Raw genomic sequence first — 19,055 nt, 5'->3', positions numbered from 1 at the left:
CATGAAACCTGTGTTCATTTCACTGATGTTGATTTGCGGCTCTGCCCAAGCCGCCATGGGCCCGTTTGATGTGTATGAGCAAGCCTTGCGCAACGATCCGGTGTTTCTCGGCGCGATCAAAGAGCGCGACGCCGGCCTCGAAAACCGCACCATCGGCCGCGCTGGGCTCTTGCCCAGGCTGTCGTACAACTACAACAAAGGCCGCAACAACTCCGAGGCGCATTTGCCGGACGGGCGCGGCGGTACGTACCGCGATGACCGCAACTACAACAGCTACGGCTCGACTTTCAGCCTGCAACAGCCGTTGTTCGACTACGAAGCCTATGCCAACTACCGCAAGGGCGTGGCCCAGTCGCTGTTTGCCGATGAAAGCTTTCGCGACAAGAGCCAGGCGTTGCTGGTGCGAGTGCTGAGCTATTACACCCAGGCGTTGTTCGCCCAGGACCAGATCGACATCGCCCGCGCGAAAAAGAAGGCCTTCGAGCAACAGTTCCAGCAAAACCAGCACCTGTTCCAGCAGGGCGAGGGCACGCGCACCGATATTCTCGAAGCCGAATCGCGGTATGAACTGGCCACCGCCGAAGAGATCCAGGCGCTGGATGAGCAGGATGCGTCCTTGCGCGAACTGGGCGCGTTGATCGGTGTGCAGAGCGTCAACATCCAAGACCTGGCGCCGCTGAACCAAAGCTTCTCCGCCTTCACCCTGACCCCGGCCAACTACGACACCTGGCATGAACTGGCGATCAGCAATAACCCCACGCTCGCCTCCCAGCGTCAGGCCGTGGAAGTGGCGCGTTATGAAGTGGAACGCAACCGCGCGGGGCACCTGCCAAAGATCACCGCGTATGCCAGCGCGCGTCAGCAGGAGTCCGACAGCGGCAACACCTACAACCAGCGCTATGACACCAACACCATTGGCATTGAAGTCAGCATGCCGTTGTATGCCGGTGGCGGCATCTCGGCGTCCACCCGCCAAGCCAGCCGCGGCATGGAACAAGCCGAGTACGAGCTGGAAGGCAAGACCCGCGAAACCCTGATCGAGCTGCGCCGCCAATTCAGTGCGTGCCTGTCGGGGGTGAGCAAGTTGCGTGCGTATCAAAAAGCCCTGACCTCGGCCGAGGCGCTGGTGGTGTCGACCAAGCAAAGCATCCTCGGTGGCGAACGGGTCAACCTCGATGCGCTGAACGCCGAGCAGCAGCTTTACAGCACCCGCCGCGACCTGGCCCAGGCGCGGTACGACTATTTGATGGCCTGGACCAAATTGCACTACTACGCGGGCAACTTGCGCGACACCGACCTGGCGAAAGTCGATGAGGCCTTCGGCCCGGTGAAATGAGCACGTATAAAAACAATAAGGAGGGTTTAGATGATCACCGACTCATCCCGCTTCAAACCGTTTACCGCAGGCTCCTTGCTGCTGTTGTCCGTTGCGGCACAGGCGCAATACACCGAGACCGGTTTACCGGGTAACCCCGCCAGCTGGCGGTCCGCTGAGTTTCAGAGCGACTGGGGCCTGGGTCGCATGAAGGCCGATGAGGCCTACGCCGCCGGGATCAGCGGCAGCGGGGTGAAAATCGGCGCGCTGGATTCCGGGTTCGATGCTGATCACCCGGAAGCCGCCAAAGACCGCTTCCACCCAGTCACGGCCACTGGCACTTACGTCAATGGCAGCCCGTTCAGCACCACGGGTGCGCTTAACCCCAACAACGATTCCCACGGCACCCACGTCACCGGCACCATGGGCGCGGCGCGCGACGGCGTGGGCATGCACGGCGTGGCCTACAACGCGCAACTCTACGTGGGCAACACCAACGCCAATGACAGCTTCTTGTTCGGCCCAACCCCGGACCCCAAATACTTCAAGGCGGTGTACACCGCGCTGGTGGATTCCGGCGTGCGCGCCATCAACAACAGCTGGGGCAGCCAGCCTTCGGATGTCAGCTACCAGACCCTCGGCGGCCTGCATGCCGCCTACGGCCAACATTACAACCAGGGCACCTGGCTGGACGCAGCGGCGGACGTGGCCAAGGCCGGCGTGATCAATGTGTTCAGCGCCGGCAACAGCGGCTACGCGAACGCCAGCGTGCGTTCGGCGCTGCCGTATTTCCAGCCGGAACTGGAAGGCCACTGGCTGGCCGTGTCGGGCCTGGACAAGGCGAATAACCAGAAATACAACAAGTGCGGCATCGCCAAGTACTGGTGTATTTCCACGCCCGGCGCGCTGATCAACAGCACGGTTCCTGGTGGCGGCTATGGCGTGAAGTCCGGCACTTCGATGTCGGCACCCCACGCCACGGGCGCCTTGGCGCTGGTGATGGAACGCTACCCGTACATGAACAACGAGCAGGCGTTGCAGGTGCTGTTGACCACCGCCACGCAACTCGACGGCTCGATCACCCAGGCCCCCAACACCACTGTGGGCTGGGGCGTGCCGGACCTCGGCCGGGCGATGCACGGGCCGGGGCAATTACTCGGCCCGATGAACGTCAGCCTGGCGGCCGGGCAGGGCGATGTGTGGAGCAATGGCATCTCCGACCAGGCGTTGCTCCAGCGCCAGGCCGAAGACCGCGCCGAGCACACGGCCTGGCAGCAAACCCTGATCGACAAGGGCTGGCAAAACGGCGTGGGCGCGACTGCCAGCCAACAGGACCAGACCGACTACGCGGTCGGCAGCGCCCGTGACCAAGCCGCCGCGAACCGCGTGTATGAAGGCAGCCTGATCAAATCCGGCGCCGGCAGTTTGCTGCTCAGCGGCGACAGCACCTACCGCGGCGCGACCAGCGTAAATGGCGGCCTGCTGGCGGTGAACGGCTCGCTGACCTCGGCGGTGACCGTGAACGACAGCGGCACCCTCGGCGGTTCAGGGCGTATCGGCGCCTTGTCGGTGAACAGCGGCGGCACCGTGGCACCGGGCAATTCCGTGGGTACCTTGAACGTGGCAGGCGATGTGAACCTGGGCGCGGGTTCCACCTATGCCGTGGAACTGACGCCCACCAGCAGCGACCGTATTGTCGCCGGTGGCAAAGCCGTACTGGGCGGCGGCACCGTCACCCTGGCGTTGGAAAACAGCCCTACGTTGCTGAGCCAGAGCCAGGCGCAAAGCCTGATCGGCCGCCAGTACACCATCCTCCAAGCGGCGGGTGGTATCCAGGGCCAGTTTGGTCAGGTGTTGCCCAACTACCTGTTCCTCGGCGGCACCCTCGACTATGCGGCCAACGGCGTGCAACTGGACGTGGGGCGCAACGATGCGACCTTTGCCAGCGTCGCCGCCAACCGTAACCAGCGCGCTGTCGGCGCCGCTGCCGAGCAGCTGGGCGAGGGCAACCCGGTGTATGAAAGCCTGTTGCAGTCCGATTCCGTTGCCACCGCTCGGCAAGGCTTGCAGCAGTTGTCCGGCGAAATTTACCCGGCGATTGGCGCGATGCTGATCAACGACAGCCTGCAACTGCGCGATGCAGTCGGCGAGCGCTTGCGCCATGTGCCCGCGAACGGCGAAAGCAACCTGTGGCTCAAGGCGCTTGGGGCCTGGGGCAAGAGCGACAGCCGTAGCGAAACGGCAGGCTCGACCACGTCTATCGGCGGCCTGTTGGCTGGCGTTGATGGCGCGCTGGACGAGCAGACCCGCGTGGGTGTGGTCGCCGGTTACAGCGACAGCTCGTTGAACCTGGGCAGCGGCACACATTCCTCGGCGTCCATCGACAGCTATCACTTCGGCGCCTATGCCGGGCGCGAGCTGGGCGACTGGCGCGTGAGCGTCGGTGGTGCTTACAGCTGGCATCGCGGCGATGTGAAACGTGACCTGCAATACGGTGAAGTCAGCGGTAAGCAAAAGACCAAGCTGGACGCACGCACGGCCCAGCTGTTCACCGAGGCGGCGTACCGCATTCGCCTGCAGCCGCTGGCGCTGGAGCCGTTCGCCAACCTGGCGTATGTGCACCTGGACAGTGATTCATTCCACGAAAAAGGCGACGCCGCTGCGCTGGAGCGTGGCCGTGATCGGCGCGATGCGGTGCTCAGCACCCTCGGTGTGCGCGCATTGAAAACCCTGCCGTTGAATGACCATCAGCAGCTGGAACTGTCCGGCTCGCTGGGCTGGCAGCACAGCCTTACCGCGGTTGAATCGGAAGAACATTTGGCGTTTGTCGCTGGCGGGCCTTCATTTGCCGTGCGCAGTTCGCCGTTACTGCGCGATGCGGCGTTGGTTGGGGTGCAGGCCAGCTTGGCGCTGAGCAAGGCCACGCGGGTCAACCTCGATTACCACGGGCAGTTGGGTGGGCGCGAGACAACCCAAGGCGTGGGGTTGAGCCTGAACTGGCAGTTCTGAGTTCAAGACGATGATCGCTCCCACGCTCCGCGTGGGAATGCCTTATGTGACGCTCTGCGTCACGCTTTGGACGCAGAGCGCCCTGGGCTGCATTCCCACGCGGAGCATGGGAACGATCGGGTTGGATTTCCAAAAAAGTGCAATAAGAAAACTAAGGAAGGTCACCGTGAAAAAACGTACGTCAGGGTTAATCACCGCCACTCACACCGGCCCGGGCTACCCGCTCAAGGCTTTGAGCTGCGTGCCATACGGTGCGTTGCTGTGCTGCCTGGCAAGCTTGGATACCGCCCAGGCCGCACCCTATGTGGAAACCGGCAAGTTGGGCGACGCTGCCAGTTGGCGCAGCAATGAGTTCAAGGCCGACTGGGGCCTGGGCGCGGTGCATGCAGACGCGGCCTATGCCGCCGGCTACACCGGCAAGGGCGTCAAACTGGGGATCTTCGACCAACCGGTGTACGCCCAGCACCCGGAATTCAACAGCCCCGGCAAGGTGGTGACGGTTGTCACCGAGGGCATTCGCCAATACACCGACCCGTATATTCCGGTAAAGGCCGGCGATGCGTTCCGCTACGACGGCACGCCGTCCAAGGACTCCAACGGCAAGCTGGGTAACCACGGCACCCACGTCGGCGGGATTGCCGCCGGTAACCGCGATGGCGGGCCGATGCATGGCGTAGCGTTCAATGCGCAAATCATCACGGCGGAAAACGGCGACCCGGGCCCGGAAGACGGGATCATTCTGGGCAACGACGGCGCTGTGTACAAAGCCGGTTGGGACGGGCTGGTGGCCAGCGGCGCACGGATTATCAACAACAGTTGGGGCATCGGCATCGGTGACCAGTATGCCAAGGGCGGCCGCGATCCGGCGTTTCCCAACTTCACGGTCAATGAAGCGCAGGCGCAGTTCAATAATATCCGGCCGATCCTCGGCACGATTGCCGGTGGCGCTTACCAGGGCGCAATCGACGCGGCTCGCAGCGGCGTGCTGACCATCTTTGCCGCCGGTAACGACTACAACCGCAACAACCCGGATGCGATATCGGGCCTCGCGTACTTTGTGCCGGAGATCGCGCCGAACTGGCTGTCGGTCGCGGCCTTGCAGCAAAACCCGGACACCGCTAGCGCCGATCCGTATGTGATCAGCACCTTCTCGACGCGTTGCGGTTATGCGGCCAGTTTCTGCGTGTCGGCGCCCGGCACCAAGATCTACAGCTCGATCATCAACGGCACCGAGCTTTCAAACCTCACCACCGACTGGGCCAACAAAAATGGCACCTCCATGGCCGCGCCGCATGTGGCGGGCGCTGCGGCGGTGCTGATGGAACGCTTCCCGTACATGAGCGGCGAGCAGGTCTCCACCGTGCTGAAAACCACCGCCACCGACCTCGGCGCGCCGGGCATCGACTCGCTGTACGGTTGGGGCATGATCAACCTGGGCAAGGCGGTCAACGGCCCTGGCATGTTCATCACCGCCGAGGATATTCCGGCCGAGTTCCGCATCGACGGCGCGTATGGCAGTGGGCAATTCGTTGCGGATTTGCCAGGGATTGGCGCTGTGGTGGATGCCGGCAAACCGACCCAGCGCCTGTGCACCGACGTGCACTGCGGGCTGGACGTGTGGAGCAATAACATCGCCGGCCATGGCGGCCTGACCAAGCAGGGCATCGGCGCGCTGGTGCTCACCGGCAACAACACCTACAGCGGCCCGACCCTGGTCAATCAAGGCTTGCTGGCGATCAATGGCTCGGTCACCTCCGACGTGACGGTCAGCCAGCGCGGCGTACTCGGTGGCTCGGGGCGTATCGGCTCGCTGACTGCCAAAAGCGGCGGCACCGTGGCGCCGGGTAATTCCATCGGCACGCTGAACGTGGCGGGCAATGTGACCTTCGACGCCGGCTCGACCTACGCGGTGCAGTTGTCGCCGACCAGCAGCGACCGCATCGTTGCCGGTGGCACGGCCACGCTCAACGGCGGCACCGTGACCCTGGCCCTGGAAAACAGTCCGACGCTGCTGACCAACGCGCAGGCCCAGAGCCTGGTGGGTCGCCAGTACAACATCCTGCAAGCCGCTGGCGGCATTACCGGTAGTTTTGGTGCGGTACTGCCCAATTACCTGTTCATTGGTGGCACGTTGAACTATGCGGCCAACGGTGTGCAGTTGGACGTGGCGCGTACCAACAGCTTCGCCAGTGTGGCGGCTACGCCGAACCAGCGCGCGGTCGCGGCGGCTGCCGAGCAGTTGGGCGCGGGCAATGCGGTGTACGAAAGCCTGCTGCTGGCGCCGAATGCGGCCTCGGCACAAGGCGCGTTCAAGCAACTGTCGGGTGAAATTTACCCGGCGTTGCAGAGCGCACTGGTCAACGACAGCCGTTACGTGCGTGAAGCAGTGGGCGAGCGCCTGCGCAATGGTGAGATGGGCGCAAGCAGCCAGACTGTCGACAGCCGTGGCAACGTATGGGTCAAGGCGCTGGGCGCGTGGGGCAAGACCGACAGCCGCAGCGACACAACGGGCTACACCACATCACTGGGCGGCATGCTCGCCGGGGTTGATGGTGCGTTGGACGAAGCGACCCGTATCGGTTTAGTCGCCGGCTACAGCGACACCTCGTTGAACATGGGCGACGGCAGCCATAGCCGTGCTTCGGTGGACAGCTACCACTTCGGCGCGTACGCCGGGCATGAGATCGGCGCCTGGCGCTTGACCGGCGGCGCGACCTACAGCTGGCACCGTGCAGATGTGAAGCGCGACCTGCAATACGGTGAAGTGGCCGGCAAGCAAAAAGTCAAAGTGGATGCGAGCAGCACCCAGGTGTTCGGTGAGGCGGCGTACCGCGTCAACCTGCAACCGCTGGCCCTGGAGCCGTTTGCCAACTTGGCGTACGTGCATCTCAATACCGATGGTTTTACCGAGAAGGGTGATGCTGCAGCGTTGAAAGGTCATGACGACACGCGCGATGTGGTGTTGAGCACCCTGGGTGTGCGCGCGTTGAAGACCTTCAATGTGAATGATCACCAGCAGTTGGAAGTGTCTGGCACCTTGGGTTGGCAGCACAATTTGAGCAGCACCGATTCGCAGCAGCACCTGGCGTTTGCCTCGGGTGGGCCTTCGTTTGCGGTGGAAAGTGCACCGATGGTGCGTGATGCGGCGCTGGTAGGCGCGCGCGTGAGCCTGGCGTTGAGCAAGGATGCGCGGTTGAACTTTGATTACAACGGGCTGCTGGCCAGTAAGGAGAAAGTGCACGGGGTGGGGTTGAGCCTGGACTGGGCGTTCTAAACAAGCACGACCTGCTGAATGTGGGGCCGGGTTTTATGTGGGGCGGGCTTGCTCGCGAAAGCGGTGTGTTAGTTGATGGATTCATTGGCTGGTTCACCGCATTCGCGAGCAAGCCCGCTTCCACAATTGGATTGAGAGGTAACAGGGAGATTTTCGTTGGCCTGGAGGCCGTCATTGCAGGCAAGCCCGCAGTTAAAAGGTGTTTTCGCTTTCTCTACAAATCCAACAACAGAGAGGCAGTACCATGGGAATTTTTGACTATAAAAACCTCGGAACCGAGGGCTCCAAAGCGTTGTTCGCCGATGCCATGGCGATCACGTTGTATGCCTATCACAACCTCGATAACGGCTTTGCCGTGGGTTATCAGCACTACGGCCTGGGGCTCGGGCTGCCGGCCACGTTGGTCGGTGCGTTGCTCGGCAGCACGGACTCACAAGGTTTGATTCCGGGCATTGCGTGGAACCCCGACTCGGAAAAAGCTGCGCTTGGGGCCGTGCAGAAAGCCGGGTGGACGCCGATCAGCGCCAGCGCCCTCGGGTACGGTGGCAAGGTTGATGCGCGGGGCACGTTCTTTGGTGAAAAGGCCGGCTACACCAGCGCGCAGGTCGAAGTGCTCGGCAAGTACGATGACGCCGGCAAATTGTTGGAAATCGGTATCGGTTTTCGTGGCACTTCGGGGCCGCGGGAAACCTTGATCAGCGACTCCATCGGCGACTTGATCAGCGACTTGCTTGCAGCGCTGGGCCCCAAGGATTACGCGAAAAACTACGCCGGTGAAGCCTTTAGTGGTTTGCTCAAGAACGTCGCCGACTTTGCCGGCGCCCATGGCCTGACCGGCAAGGACGTGGTGGTCAGCGGCCACAGCCTGGGCGGCCTGGCGGTCAACAGCATGGCGGATTTGAGCAGCAATAAATGGTCGGGGTTCTACAAGGACTCCAACTACGTGGCCTACGCCTCGCCAACCCAGAGCGCCAGCGACAAGGTGCTTAATATCGGCTATGAAAACGACCCGGTGTTCCGCGCGTTGAACGGCTCGTCGTTCAACCTGTCGTCCCTGGGCGTGCACGACAAACCCCACGAGTCGACGACCGACAACATCGTCAACTTCAACGACCACTACGCCTCGACCTTGTGGAATGTGCTCCCGTTTTCCATCGTCAACCTGCCGACCTGGGTCTCGCACTTACCCACGGCGTATGGCGACGGGATGACCCGCATCCTCGAGTCCGGCTTTTACGACCAGATGACCCGCGACTCCACGGTGATCGTCGCCAACCTGTCCGACCCGGCGCGGGCCAACACCTGGGTGCAGGACCTGAACCGCAATGCCGAACCACACAAGGGCAATACGTTCATCATCGGCAGTAACGGCAACGACCTGATCCAGGGCGGCAAGGGCGCCGATTTTATCGAGGGCGGTAAAGGCAATGACACGATCCGCGACAGCAGTGGGCATAACACCTTTCTGTTCAGTGGCCACTTTGGCAACGACCGCGTGATTGGTTACCAGCCCACCGACAAGCTGGTGTTCAAGGACGTGGAAGGGAGCACCGACCTGCGCGACCACGCCAAGGTGGTCGGCGCGGACACGGTGCTCACGTTTGGCGCCGACTCGGTGACATTGGTCGGCGTCGGGCATGGCGGCCTGTGGACGGATGGCGTAGTGATCGGCTGATCAACCGTTACTGAAGCCTGCAACAAAAAGCCCCGCATCTGCGGGGCTGTTTGTTATCACTTTCCGTTGCGTACCGTCGCCACGTCATCGGCCTTGACGCGCACGTGCTTGCCGGCGATATCGGTGAATTCGTAGAAGCCATCGGCTGTTTTGGTGTTTGGGGTGTCCTTGGTCAAATACTGCGTACCATTTTGCAATGTCACCACGGTTTGCGTTGAGCAACCGGTCAATAGCAGAAAAGTGAGTGCAACCAGTGGCAGACCCAAATTCTTCATGTTCATAACCCTTACCTTTAACCTTGGAAAGCTTTTACTCTAGAAAGTCCCGCTGCGTATGGGGCGGGCCGCAAATGTTACGCCATCAACAGAGCTATCTGATCACTTTTATAAGAAAAGTTGCGTGCGCCATTTATCTATTACCGATTGCAACAAGTGGTTTACGACGGCAATCTGTATGCATAACCAGTATTTGAACGGCGCGCGACATGGCCAACCCCCTCGACGACCCCTTGTATTACCTGCATAACTTCCGCCAAGTGCTGCACTGGCTGGGGCAGCGCTATGCCGATTTGCTCGACGCGGACGAAGCGCATTTCATTCAGCAATTTGACAGGTTGCCGCAAGCGTCCCAGGCGTTATTGGTGCGCATGGTGATGCGCAAGGGCGTGCATTTTCGTGCGAGCAAACTCAATTACCTCGAGATCGGCTGCACCCGCGCCGCCGTGTTGGCGCTGGTGGAGCAGGGTTGGGTCAGTGACCAGGGCACGCTGTGCTTTGAGGCGCTGTTTGCGCTGCTGCAAAAAGGCGAAGTCCTCGCGGCCTTCAAGCCATGGATTGACCAGCCCAAGGCCAAGAAGGCCGACTGGCTGGAGCCGCTGGCTGCGCAGTTCCCGCAGCAACGCAGCTTTGCCCAGTGGTGCCCGGACCTCGGCGATGCGCTCTATAGCCTCACCGTGATGGACCTGTGCGACCGCCTGCGCCTGATGTTCTTCGGCAACCTGCATCAGGACTGGTCGGAATTCGTGCTGGCGGACCTGGGCATCTACACCTATGAAAAAGTCGAGTTTTGCGCCGAGTCCCGTGGCCTGCGCACGCGTGACGACGTTGTGGGTTTTCTGTTTCTGCATCAATGCCAGCAGGCGTTTGAAACCGGTGAGGCGCTGGACGCTGTGCTGGCGCAAATCGCCACGCTGTCTACCGACAACCCGTGGCTGGAAAAACGCCGCGCCAAGTTGTTGTTTCAAATCGGCCAGTATTGCGAACGCAGCGCCGAACTGGACATGGCGCAGCAGATCTACCGCCATTGCGCTTATCCCGGCGCGCGCTCGCGTCTGATTCGTGTGCTCGAGCGCCAGGAGGATTACGCCCAGGCCATGGCCCTGGCGTGCGCCGCGCAACAGGCGCCGGAAAGCGCCGCCGAGCAGCAACATCTGTTGCGAGTGCTGCCACGCCTGCGCCGTAAACTGGGCGAGCCGGCACTGCCCAAGGTCAAGCCGCGGACCGTCACGCGCCTGGATTTGGCACTGCAAATTCCACAGCCGCTGATGTCGGTGGAGTACTGCGTGCAGGCGCATCTGAGCGAGCCCGATGCACCGGTACATTACGTCGAGAATGGGCTGATTAACTCGCTGTTCGGGTTGTTGTGCTGGGAGGCGATATTTGCGCCATTGCCAGGCTCGTTTTTTCACCCGTTCCAGCGTGGGCCGGTGGACCTGCACAGCGAGGACTTTCATCAGCGCCGCGCTGTGTTGTTCGCCGCCTGCTTCGAGCAGTTGGGGGACGAGCGCTACAAGACCACCATCCTCCAGCGCTACGTGGACAAATGGGGCATTCAGTCGCCCTTCGTATTCTGGAACCTGCTCAGTGAAGAACTGTTGGAACAGGCCTTGGACTGTTTGCCCGCCGAACACCTGCGCTACTGGTTTGAGCGGCTGCTATTGGACATTCGCGCCAACCGTGCCGGCATGCCCGACCTGATCCAGTTCTGGCCCGCGCAAAAGACCTACCGCATGATCGAGGTCAAAGGCCCCGGCGATCGCCTGCAAGACAACCAACTGCGCTGGCTGGAGTTCTGTGGCGAATACCAGATGCCGGTCACTGTCTGTTATGTACGCTGGGCGCAGCCCGCTTGAGCTACAGCGTTGCGGTGCGAGCGCTGTGTGAGTTCACCGCCAAGGTCGGCGACCTCGACCTGCGCTTCACGCCGTCGCCCAGCGCCCAGGAAGGCATTGTCGGCCACCGCACCGTGGCCTCGCGGCGCAGCGCGCACTATCAGAACGAAGTGGCCCTGGAGGGTGAATACCAGCAGCTCAAGGTGCGGGGCAGGGCGGACGGCTACGACCCCGACAGCAATCGCCTGGAAGAAGTGAAAACCTATCGCGGCGACCTCGACGCCCAGCCGGCCAACCACCGGCAACTGCATTGGGCCCAAGTCAAGGTGTACGGCTGGCTGATGTGCCAAAAGCTCGGCCTTGGCGAAATCGACCTGGCGCTGGTGTACTTCGACATCGTCGGCGAAGGCGAAACCCTGCTCAACCAGCGCTTTCAGGCGGCCGACCTCGAACGGTTTTTCAACCAGCAATGCGCGCTGTTCCTGGGGTGGGCGCACCAGGAAATGCAGCACCGCGACGCACGCAACAGCGCCGCGCAAACCCTGGCATTTCCCCATGCCGACTTTCGCCCGGGCCAGCGCGCGCTGGCCGAGTCGGTTTACAAGGCTGTCAGCACCGGCCGCTGCCTGATGGCCCAGGCGCCCACTGGCATCGGCAAGACCGTGGGCACGATCTTCCCGCTGCTCAAGGCCCTGGCGCCGCAGCAACTGGACAAAGTGTTGTTCCTCACCGCCAAGACCCCGGGGCGCAAATTGGCACTGGATGCCGCCCAAGTGCTGTACGACAGCAGCCCCGACTTGCCGCTGCGCGTGCTCGAATTGGTGGCGCGGGACAAAGCCTGTGAACACTTGGACAAAGCCTGCCACGGCGACTCCTGCCCGTTGGCCAAGGGCTTTTACGATCGCCTGCCGGCCGCGCGTACGGCAGCTTCCCAGGTGCGCCTGCTCGACCAGCGCAATCTGCGCGAGGTGGCCCTGGCCCATGACGTTTGCCCGTATTACCTGAGCCAGGAAATGGCGCGCTGGGTCGACCTGGTGGTCGCTGACTACAACTACTATTTCGACTTTGGCGCCATGCTGTTCGGCCTGGCCCAGCTGAACCAATGGCGCGCCGCCGTGCTGGTGGACGAAGCCCACAACCTGGTGGAGCGTGCGCGTTCGATGTACAGCGCCAGCCTCGACCAATACAGCCTCAAGACCCTGCGCGATATCGCACCTGAGCCATTGAAGAAACCCTTGCAACGCCTCAACCGCGAATGGAACGCCCTGCATAAGGACCAGCTCGCGCCGTACCAGGCTTATGCCAACAAGCCCGACAAACTCCTCCAGGCCCTGAGCCTGTGTGCCAGCGCCATGGGCGACTACTTTAACGACCACCCCGAAGCCCTCAGTGGCGACCTGCAAGCGTTCTATTTCGAGGCGCTGCAATTTGCCAAGGTCGCCGAGCTGTTCAACGAACACTTCATCTTTGATATCAGCAAGCGCCAGTTCAGTGGCAAGCGCAGTGCTTCGACCCTGTGTCTGCGCAACGTAGTGCCCGCCGAATTTATCCGCCCCAGGCTGACCGCCGCGCGCAGCAGCGTGCTGTTCTCCGCGACCTTGAGCCCTCGGCACTATTACGCCGACTTGCTCGGCCTGCCGGCGGACACCGCGTGGGTCGATGTGGAATCGCCGTTCAAGGCCGAGCAATTGCAGGTGCGCATCATCGATGCGATTTCGACGCGGTTTGTGCATCGCCAAGCCTCGCTGGCGCCAATCGTCGAACTGATCGCCGCGCAATTCGCGCAACGGCCCGGCAATTACCTGGCGTTTTTTTCAAGCTTTGATTACCTGCAACAGGTGGCGCAGTTGATGGCCGAGCGGCACCCGCAGGTGGCGCTGTGGTTGCAGTCACGCGGGATGGCCGAGGCCGAACGGCAAGCATTCCTGGATCAGTTCACCCAGCACAGTCAGGGCATCGGCTTTGCCGTACTGGGCGGCGCGTTCGGCGAAGGCATTGATCTGCCGGGCGCGCGCTTGATCGGGGCGTTTATCGCCACACTCGGGTTGCCGCAACTGAACCCGATCAACGAACAGATGAAAGCGCGCATGGCCTCGATCTTCGGCTCCGGTTACGACTACACCTACCTGTATCCCGGCATTCAGAAAGTGGTGCAGGCGGCGGGCAGGGTGATCCGTAGCCAGCAGGACGAGGGTGTGGTGATGTTGATTGATGACCGCTTTGGCGAGGCGCGGGTGCGGCAGCTGTTGCCTCGCTGGTGGGCGCCCGTCACTCAAGCGTGACGCCGCTCAGTTGTTCGCTCAGCGCCCAGAGCTGTTCGCCTTGCTCCGGGTCGATGGCCCAGGCGTGAATGCCGCTGCGCTGGGTGTGATCTTCAGTAGGCGCGGCAACCTCACAATCCTCGCAATACAGGCCACCCATGCCCTCAAGTTGCGGGCTGACGCCACACCACACCATCGTCGCTGCGCCTTTTGCGCGTCACGCGCAGGAACGATCACCTGCGCTCCGGCACTTGCAAGTACACGAGTGGCTTCCAGGCCAATTCCGGAGTAACCGCCGGTGACGATGGCTGTCATACCGCGCAGTCTTTAGCGGCCAACGCTTGCAGCGCGGTGCTGCTGGCACTGAAACCACTGCTGATGGGGGCTTGTTTACGCGTCATAACGCTTCACCGTTTGGGGGAGGGTTACGTTCTTCTTTGGAGGCCGGACGCGGAATGCCCTAAAGTCTGTGTTTCTATCGCGATCGTCCGGAGGTTTTTATTGTGGATACCCTGTCCGAAGTGTTGGCCCTCTTGAAAAGCCACCGCACGTTATTTGCGGGCTTGAAGGCTGGCGGCACGTGGGCGGTGAATTTCCCGGCGCCGGAGGGCATCAAGTTCAATGCGGTGGTGGAAGGCAAGTGTTGGCTGGAAGTGGAGGGCGAGCCGGTGCCAATTGCCTTGAGTGAGGGCGATTGTTTTTTACTGACACACAATCGCCCGTGGAGATTGTCGAGCAACCTTGCACGGCAGGGCATTGACGCGCGCGACGTATACAGAGAGGCGGTGGGCGGCATCGCCAGCTTGGGCGACACCGTGGATTTGTTTCTGATTGGCGGGCTGTTCACCTACGGTGATGACGCGCGTTTGTTGCTCGATGGGTTGCCGCCGGTGGTGCGTATCAGCGCCAGGTCCGAACAGGCCGGCGTATTGCGCTGGTGCCTGGAGCGGCTTGCCCTGGAATATGCCAGCCCAAGACTCGGCGCGGCATTGATGACCGAGCATTTGGCGCAAATGATGCTGGTGCAAATCCTGCGGCTCTATCAATCTTCCTTGGGTGCCAGCACTCAAGGCTGGTTGGCGGCGTTGACCGACCCACGGCTGGCACCGGTACTTGCGCAAGTGCACGCCGAACCGGCGCGGCGTTGGACGTTGAGCGAAATGGCCAGTATCGCCAATCAGTCCCGTTCGACGTTTGCCTTGCACTTCAAGCAGCACGTCGGGATGCCGCCTCAGGAGTACCTGACCCACTGGCGCATGCACTTGGCGATAAAGGCTTTGAACACCTCGAGCAGCAGTGTGTCCAGTATCGGCCAGGCGTTGGGGTATCAGTCGGACAGCGCTTTCAGCAGCGCATTTAAGCGCCAGATGAATTGCTCGCCACGTGAATACCGTGAGCGCGCCCTACATAACACCCACAACACTCACAGCATCAGTCACAAGGAAGCCAGTGATGAGCGATATCCAGCACGAGAGGATCCAGGTCAACGGTATTGAGTTAAGCGTTCACATCGCCGGCCCCGAGCATGGCCAGCCTATCTGGCTGCTGCACGGGTTTCCTGAGTGTTGGCATTCATGGCGCGAGCAGATTCCCGCGCTGGTCGCTGCCGGGTATCGGGTGTTCGTGCCTGAAATGCGTGGCTACGGCGAATCGAGTGCGCCTGCCGGGATCGCCGATTACGACTTACTGACGCTGTGCGCCGATATCCAACAGGCCATGAACCATTTCGGCCATCAACCGGTGGTGATGGTCGGCCATGACTGGGGCGCCGTGGTGGCGTGGCACCTCGCACTGCTCGAACCTGCGCGGGTCAGCCGCTTGATTACGATGTCGGTGCCGTTTGCCGGACGTGCCCGGCGCCCGGTAATCGAAATCATGCGTGAGCTGTATGCCGACCGCTTCAACTACATCCTGTATTTCCAGGAACCGGGCGTAGCCGAGCGGGAACTGGATGCCGACATCGAACGCACGCTGCGGCTGTTCATGCAGGATCAGGATGTGTTCCTGCAGAAGAAGCCAGCTAACGCCACCTTGCTCGAAGGCGTCTCGGCCCCCGGCACACTGCCGCCGTGGTGTGCTCAAGCGGACTTGGACGTTTACGTGCAAACCTTCAGCAAGCACGGTTTTCGCGGCGCGCTGAACTGGTATCGCAACTTCGAGCGCAACTGGAAGCGCACCGAGTGCCTGGCGGGCCAGCAAGTGCTGCAACCCACGTTGTTCCTGATTGGCGACCGCGACCCGGTCGGTGTGTTCGAAGCCCACACCCTCAAGCGCATGCCCGACGCAGTGCCCAACCTGCAACAGCAGGTGTTGGCCAACTGCGGTCACTGGGTCCAGAACGAGCAGGCCCAGCGGGTCAACGCGCTGATGCTCGCGTTTCTAGCGAGAACCTGAAGGTCGCGCCATGCCCGGGGCGGTCCACCAGTTGGATGCTGCGCCCGTGTAATTGCAGGATACGGTGCACGATGCGCAGGCCCAGGCCGCCATCGCGGCGCGCACCGCCGATGGTGAACGCGCGCAGGAACAAGCCATCGCGCAGCTCGGCATCAATGCCTGGGCCACTGTCACTGACGGTGACCGCCACACTGTTGGCCTCGGGTGACAGGATCACTTCGACTTCACCGTTTAGCGGTGTGTGACGCAAAGCGTTATCAAGCAGGTTGGTCAGCACGCGTTCGATCAAGCCCAGGTCGGCCAGTACTGTCGGCACCTGGCGCGGCAGGGTGGCGATAAGCTTGATGGACCGGGCTTCGGCGGTGAGTTCGAATTTCTGGAAGATGTCCTGCACCAGGTCCGGCAGTGAAAAGCCTTCGATCACCGGCTGCACGAAACCATGTTCCAGGCGCACCAGCTCCAGCAATGACTGGGCCAGCCCGCCGACCTTACGGCTTTGGTCCAGGGCGATGCCCAGGTAACGCCGGCGCTCTTCGGGGCTGAGGCTGGCGTCCTTGAGGCTCAGGGTTTCCAGGTAACCGTGCAGTGACGCCAGCGGCGTGCGCAGGTCGTGGGAAATATTCGCGACCATTTCCCTGCGTTCCTGATCCTGTTGGGTGATGGCGCGCCATTGCTCGCCCAGGCGGTTTTCCATTTGTACGAAGGCGTGGTCGAGCACAGCGATTTCATCGCCGCTGTCGAGTTTGGGGCGGTTGATTTGCGCGGGTTCGGGCGCGCCGTTGATGTCGAACTGGCCGACCTTGTCGGTCAACTGGCGCAGCGGTCGGGTGATCCAGGCGAAGGCAATCAGGCCGGCCAACAGGCAGAGCAGGGCGACCAGGCCGATGGACCACAGGGCGATTTTCAACGCCATGCCCGTGGCATCTTTGGCGTCATACACGTCGTGGGCTTCGCCCAGCAGCACCACGTACAAGAATCCGGTTTGCTGGCCGTTGGCTTTGAGCGGCGCGGCGCTGAACACCTTGCGCCCATCGACGCTGCGCGGGTCGTCGCCGAGGATCGGCAGCATCGCGCCACTCAAGAAGCGCCGAATCGGCGCCAGATCGACCTTATCGCGCAGCAAATGCCCTGCGGGTGCGGCATTCCCGACCACGCGCCCGTCGATATCGAGCAAGTACACCTCGACACTGGGGTTGACCAGCATCAACTGGCTGAACAGGTTGCGTACTGCGTCGGGCTTGAGGCCGTCGGCGTCCATCAGTTGCGTGTCGCGGGCGATGTGCGCCGCCAGGTCGCGGGACAGGCCTTGCACCACTTCCAGTTCGTGCATGTGGTTGGAGCGCACCTGCAGCCATGCCGAGGTGCCGCTGCAGATCACCAGCAACACGGCGAACACCACCGACAGGCGCTGGGTCAGGGTCAGTTTCATGGCGAACTCTCAGCAAACTTGTAGCCCCGACCCCACACCGTGAGGATGAGCACCGGGTTGGCCGGGTCGGCCTCGACCTTGGCGCGCAGGCGGTTGATGTGGGTGTTCACGGTGTGTTCATAACCTTCGTGGCTGTAGCCCCACACGGCGTTGAGCAGGTCCATGCGCGAGAAGACTTTGCCCGGTTGGCGCGCGAAGAAATACAGCAGGTCGAATTCCCGTGGCGTGAGGTCCAGGCGCTGGCCTTGAAGGGTAGCGTCGCGGGTCAGCGGGTTGATGAACAGCTGGCCGAGGTCGAGGCTGCCGGCGTCCATCTTCAAGTTGCGCGCCATGGCATCAACCCGGCGCAGCAGCGCCTTGACCCGCGCCACCAGCTCCGGCATCGAAAACGGCTTGGCCAGGTAGTCATCGGCGCCCAGTTCCAGCCCAAGAATGCGGTGCAATTCACTGGAGCGTGCGCTGGTGATGATGATCGGTGTGTAGCGCGTCATGGCGCGGGCACGGCGGCAGATTTCCAGGCCGTCGACGCCGGGCAGCATCAGGTCGAGGATCAGCGCGTCCCAGCCGCCTTGCTCGAGCAGGCGCAGGCCTTCGTTGCCATCGGCGCTGTGCACCACCTCAAACTGCTCGTCGCGCAGGTGCAGGCAGATCAAGTCGGCAATATGGGCATCGTCCTCGACCACGAGGACACGTTTGGGCTGATCCATGCTGAAAACCTTTAAAAACCTTCGCTTGTAGTCCGCGCATTGTGCGGGTTTTGCAACAGTGTAGTTATCACGAATTGTTTAACTCTGCGTGAGGATTTCGCGACCACCCAAGGCCCAGGATGACCCCATTGCAAGAGCGAGCGAGCTTTTGTGGCGAGCGGGCTTGCCCTAATGCCGTTCAGTTAAGCGAACGCAATGCCCAAAGCAGCGAAGATTAAATGTGGGAGCGGCGGTGCGACGATTCGACTTGCCCGCGATAACGTCGGCCCAGCAAACATTGATGTTGACTGACCCACCGCTTTCGCGGGCAAGCCCGCTCTTCAAATGAAGCCCGCTCACCACAGGTTCCGCGCCAGCCATCAATGAGGAAACCCCCATGTACTCACGCCGACAAATACTGCTAGCCACTGGCGGCCTGGGTGTCGCCGTCCTGGCCGGCGGCCTGCTCAAACAACTCAACATGGTCACCGAAGCCGAAGCCGCCGAAACCTTCGAAGTCACCCACACCGAGGCCCAATGGCGCAGCCTGCTAAGCGCCGAGCAATTCGCCGTGCTGCGCGAGGAGGGCACCGAACGCCCTTACACCAGCCCACTCAACGATGAACACCGCACCGGCACCTTTGCCTGTGCCGGCTGCGCCTTACCGCTGTTTTCCTCAAGCACCAAGTTCAACAGCCACACCGGCTGGCCAAGCTTCTGGCAGCCGCTGGACAACGCCGTCGCCAGCCACGTCGACACTTCCTACGGCGTGGTGCGCAAGGAAATTCACTGCCGCCGGTGCGGCGGTCACCAAGGGCATGTATTTGACGACGGCCCGGCACCTACCGGCCTACGTTATTGCATGAATGGCGTGGCCATGACGTTCACGGCGGTTTAAGCCG

13 protein-coding genes and 1 pseudogene are annotated in these 19,055 nt (G+C 61.9%); 9 read left to right on the top strand and 5 right to left on the bottom strand.

Going from position 1 to position 19,055, the window contains the following annotated elements; all coding sequences use genetic code 11:
- Nucleotide 1: 1 nt before the first annotated feature.
- The 4 genes from ACI77I_RS19805 (at nt 2) to ACI77I_RS19790 (ending at nt 9,273) form a co-directional block, all read left to right on the top strand.
- The gene (locus ACI77I_RS19805; RefSeq protein ID WP_094950578.1) at nt 2–1,336 is read left to right on the top strand and encodes a TolC family outer membrane protein; all 1,335 of its coding nucleotides are present in this window, start codon (nt 2–4) and stop codon (nt 1,334–1,336) included.
- 30 nt (nt 1,337–1,366) lie between these two features.
- A complete protein-coding gene (locus ACI77I_RS19800) occupies nt 1,367–4,324 on the top strand; it encodes an autotransporter domain-containing protein (RefSeq protein WP_406998236.1) in 2,958 nt (985 codons plus the stop codon).
- A gap of 166 nt (nt 4,325–4,490) precedes the next feature.
- Nucleotides 4,491–7,598 (top strand): autotransporter domain-containing protein, encoded by a 3,108-nt coding sequence (locus ACI77I_RS19795; protein WP_406998235.1) that lies wholly within the window; start codon nt 4,491–4,493, stop codon nt 7,596–7,598.
- 244 nt (nt 7,599–7,842) lie between these two features.
- Nucleotides 7,843–9,273 (top strand): lipase, encoded by a 1,431-nt coding sequence (locus ACI77I_RS19790; RefSeq protein WP_263275073.1) that lies wholly within the window; start codon nt 7,843–7,845, stop codon nt 9,271–9,273.
- 56 nt (nt 9,274–9,329) lie between these two features.
- Here ACI77I_RS19790 and ACI77I_RS19785 read toward each other — a convergent pair whose 3' ends face one another.
- A complete protein-coding gene (locus ACI77I_RS19785) occupies nt 9,330–9,554 on the bottom strand; it encodes a YgdI/YgdR family lipoprotein (RefSeq protein WP_094950574.1) in 225 nt (74 codons plus the stop codon).
- 203 nt (nt 9,555–9,757) lie between these two features.
- On the opposite strand from ACI77I_RS19785, the gene ACI77I_RS19780 reads away from it, so the two are divergent.
- Nucleotides 9,758–11,404: a VRR-NUC domain-containing protein gene (locus ACI77I_RS19780; protein WP_406998234.1), complete on the top strand. Its 1,647-nt coding sequence runs from the start codon at nt 9,758–9,760 to the stop codon at nt 11,402–11,404.
- Nucleotides 11,401–13,665: an ATP-dependent DNA helicase gene (locus ACI77I_RS19775; protein ID WP_406998233.1), complete on the top strand. Its 2,265-nt coding sequence runs from the start codon at nt 11,401–11,403 to the stop codon at nt 13,663–13,665. Before ACI77I_RS19780 ends, ACI77I_RS19775 begins: the two co-directional genes overlap by 4 nt.
- Here the strand turns inward: ACI77I_RS19775 and ACI77I_RS19770 are convergent.
- Entirely contained in the window at nt 13,652–13,840 is a 189-nt protein-coding gene (locus ACI77I_RS19770) for a hypothetical protein (RefSeq protein ID WP_406998239.1), read from the bottom strand. The genes ACI77I_RS19775 and ACI77I_RS19770 overlap by 14 nt on opposite strands.
- 56 nt (nt 13,841–13,896) lie before the next feature.
- Nucleotides 13,897–13,959 (bottom strand): annotated as a pseudogene (locus ACI77I_RS19765) (hypothetical protein); the annotation flags it as partial.
- A 188-nt stretch (nt 13,960–14,147) separates the two neighbouring features.
- Between ACI77I_RS19765 and ACI77I_RS19760 the strand changes: the two are divergent.
- Complete coding sequence (locus ACI77I_RS19760) at nt 14,148–15,140, top strand: AraC family transcriptional regulator (protein WP_242149276.1); 993 nt, start codon at nt 14,148–14,150, stop codon at nt 15,138–15,140.
- Nucleotides 15,097–16,038 (top strand): alpha/beta fold hydrolase, encoded by a 942-nt coding sequence (locus ACI77I_RS19755; RefSeq protein WP_406998232.1) that lies wholly within the window; start codon nt 15,097–15,099, stop codon nt 16,036–16,038. The genes ACI77I_RS19760 and ACI77I_RS19755 overlap by 44 nt, the downstream gene beginning before the upstream one ends.
- Here the strand turns inward: ACI77I_RS19755 and ACI77I_RS19750 are convergent.
- Nucleotides 16,001–17,467, bottom strand: a complete 1,467-nt coding sequence (locus tag ACI77I_RS19750) for a HAMP domain-containing sensor histidine kinase (RefSeq protein WP_094950568.1) — start codon at nt 17,465–17,467, stop codon at nt 16,001–16,003. The two genes, ACI77I_RS19755 and ACI77I_RS19750, sit on opposite strands and share 38 nt — an antisense overlap.
- Nucleotides 17,464–18,174 carry a response regulator transcription factor gene (locus ACI77I_RS19745; RefSeq protein ID WP_094950567.1) on the bottom strand — a complete coding sequence of 237 codons (711 nt, stop codon included), beginning with the start codon at nt 18,172–18,174 and terminating at the stop codon, nt 17,464–17,466. Before ACI77I_RS19745 ends, ACI77I_RS19750 begins: the two co-directional genes overlap by 4 nt.
- 376 nt (nt 18,175–18,550) lie before the next feature.
- Between ACI77I_RS19745 and msrB the strand changes: the two genes are divergently transcribed.
- Entirely contained in the window at nt 18,551–19,051 is a 501-nt protein-coding gene (gene msrB / locus ACI77I_RS19740) for a peptide-methionine (R)-S-oxide reductase MsrB (protein WP_406998231.1), read from the top strand.
- Nucleotides 19,052–19,055 lie beyond the last annotated feature (4 nt).

This window comes from Pseudomonas sp. D47 (genome assembly GCF_045447305.1).
In the GTDB taxonomy this organism is placed as follows: domain Bacteria; phylum Pseudomonadota; class Gammaproteobacteria; order Pseudomonadales; family Pseudomonadaceae; genus Aquipseudomonas.
Note: the sequence above shows the minus strand (reverse complement) of the source record. Positions and strands in the feature narration are given on the sequence as shown.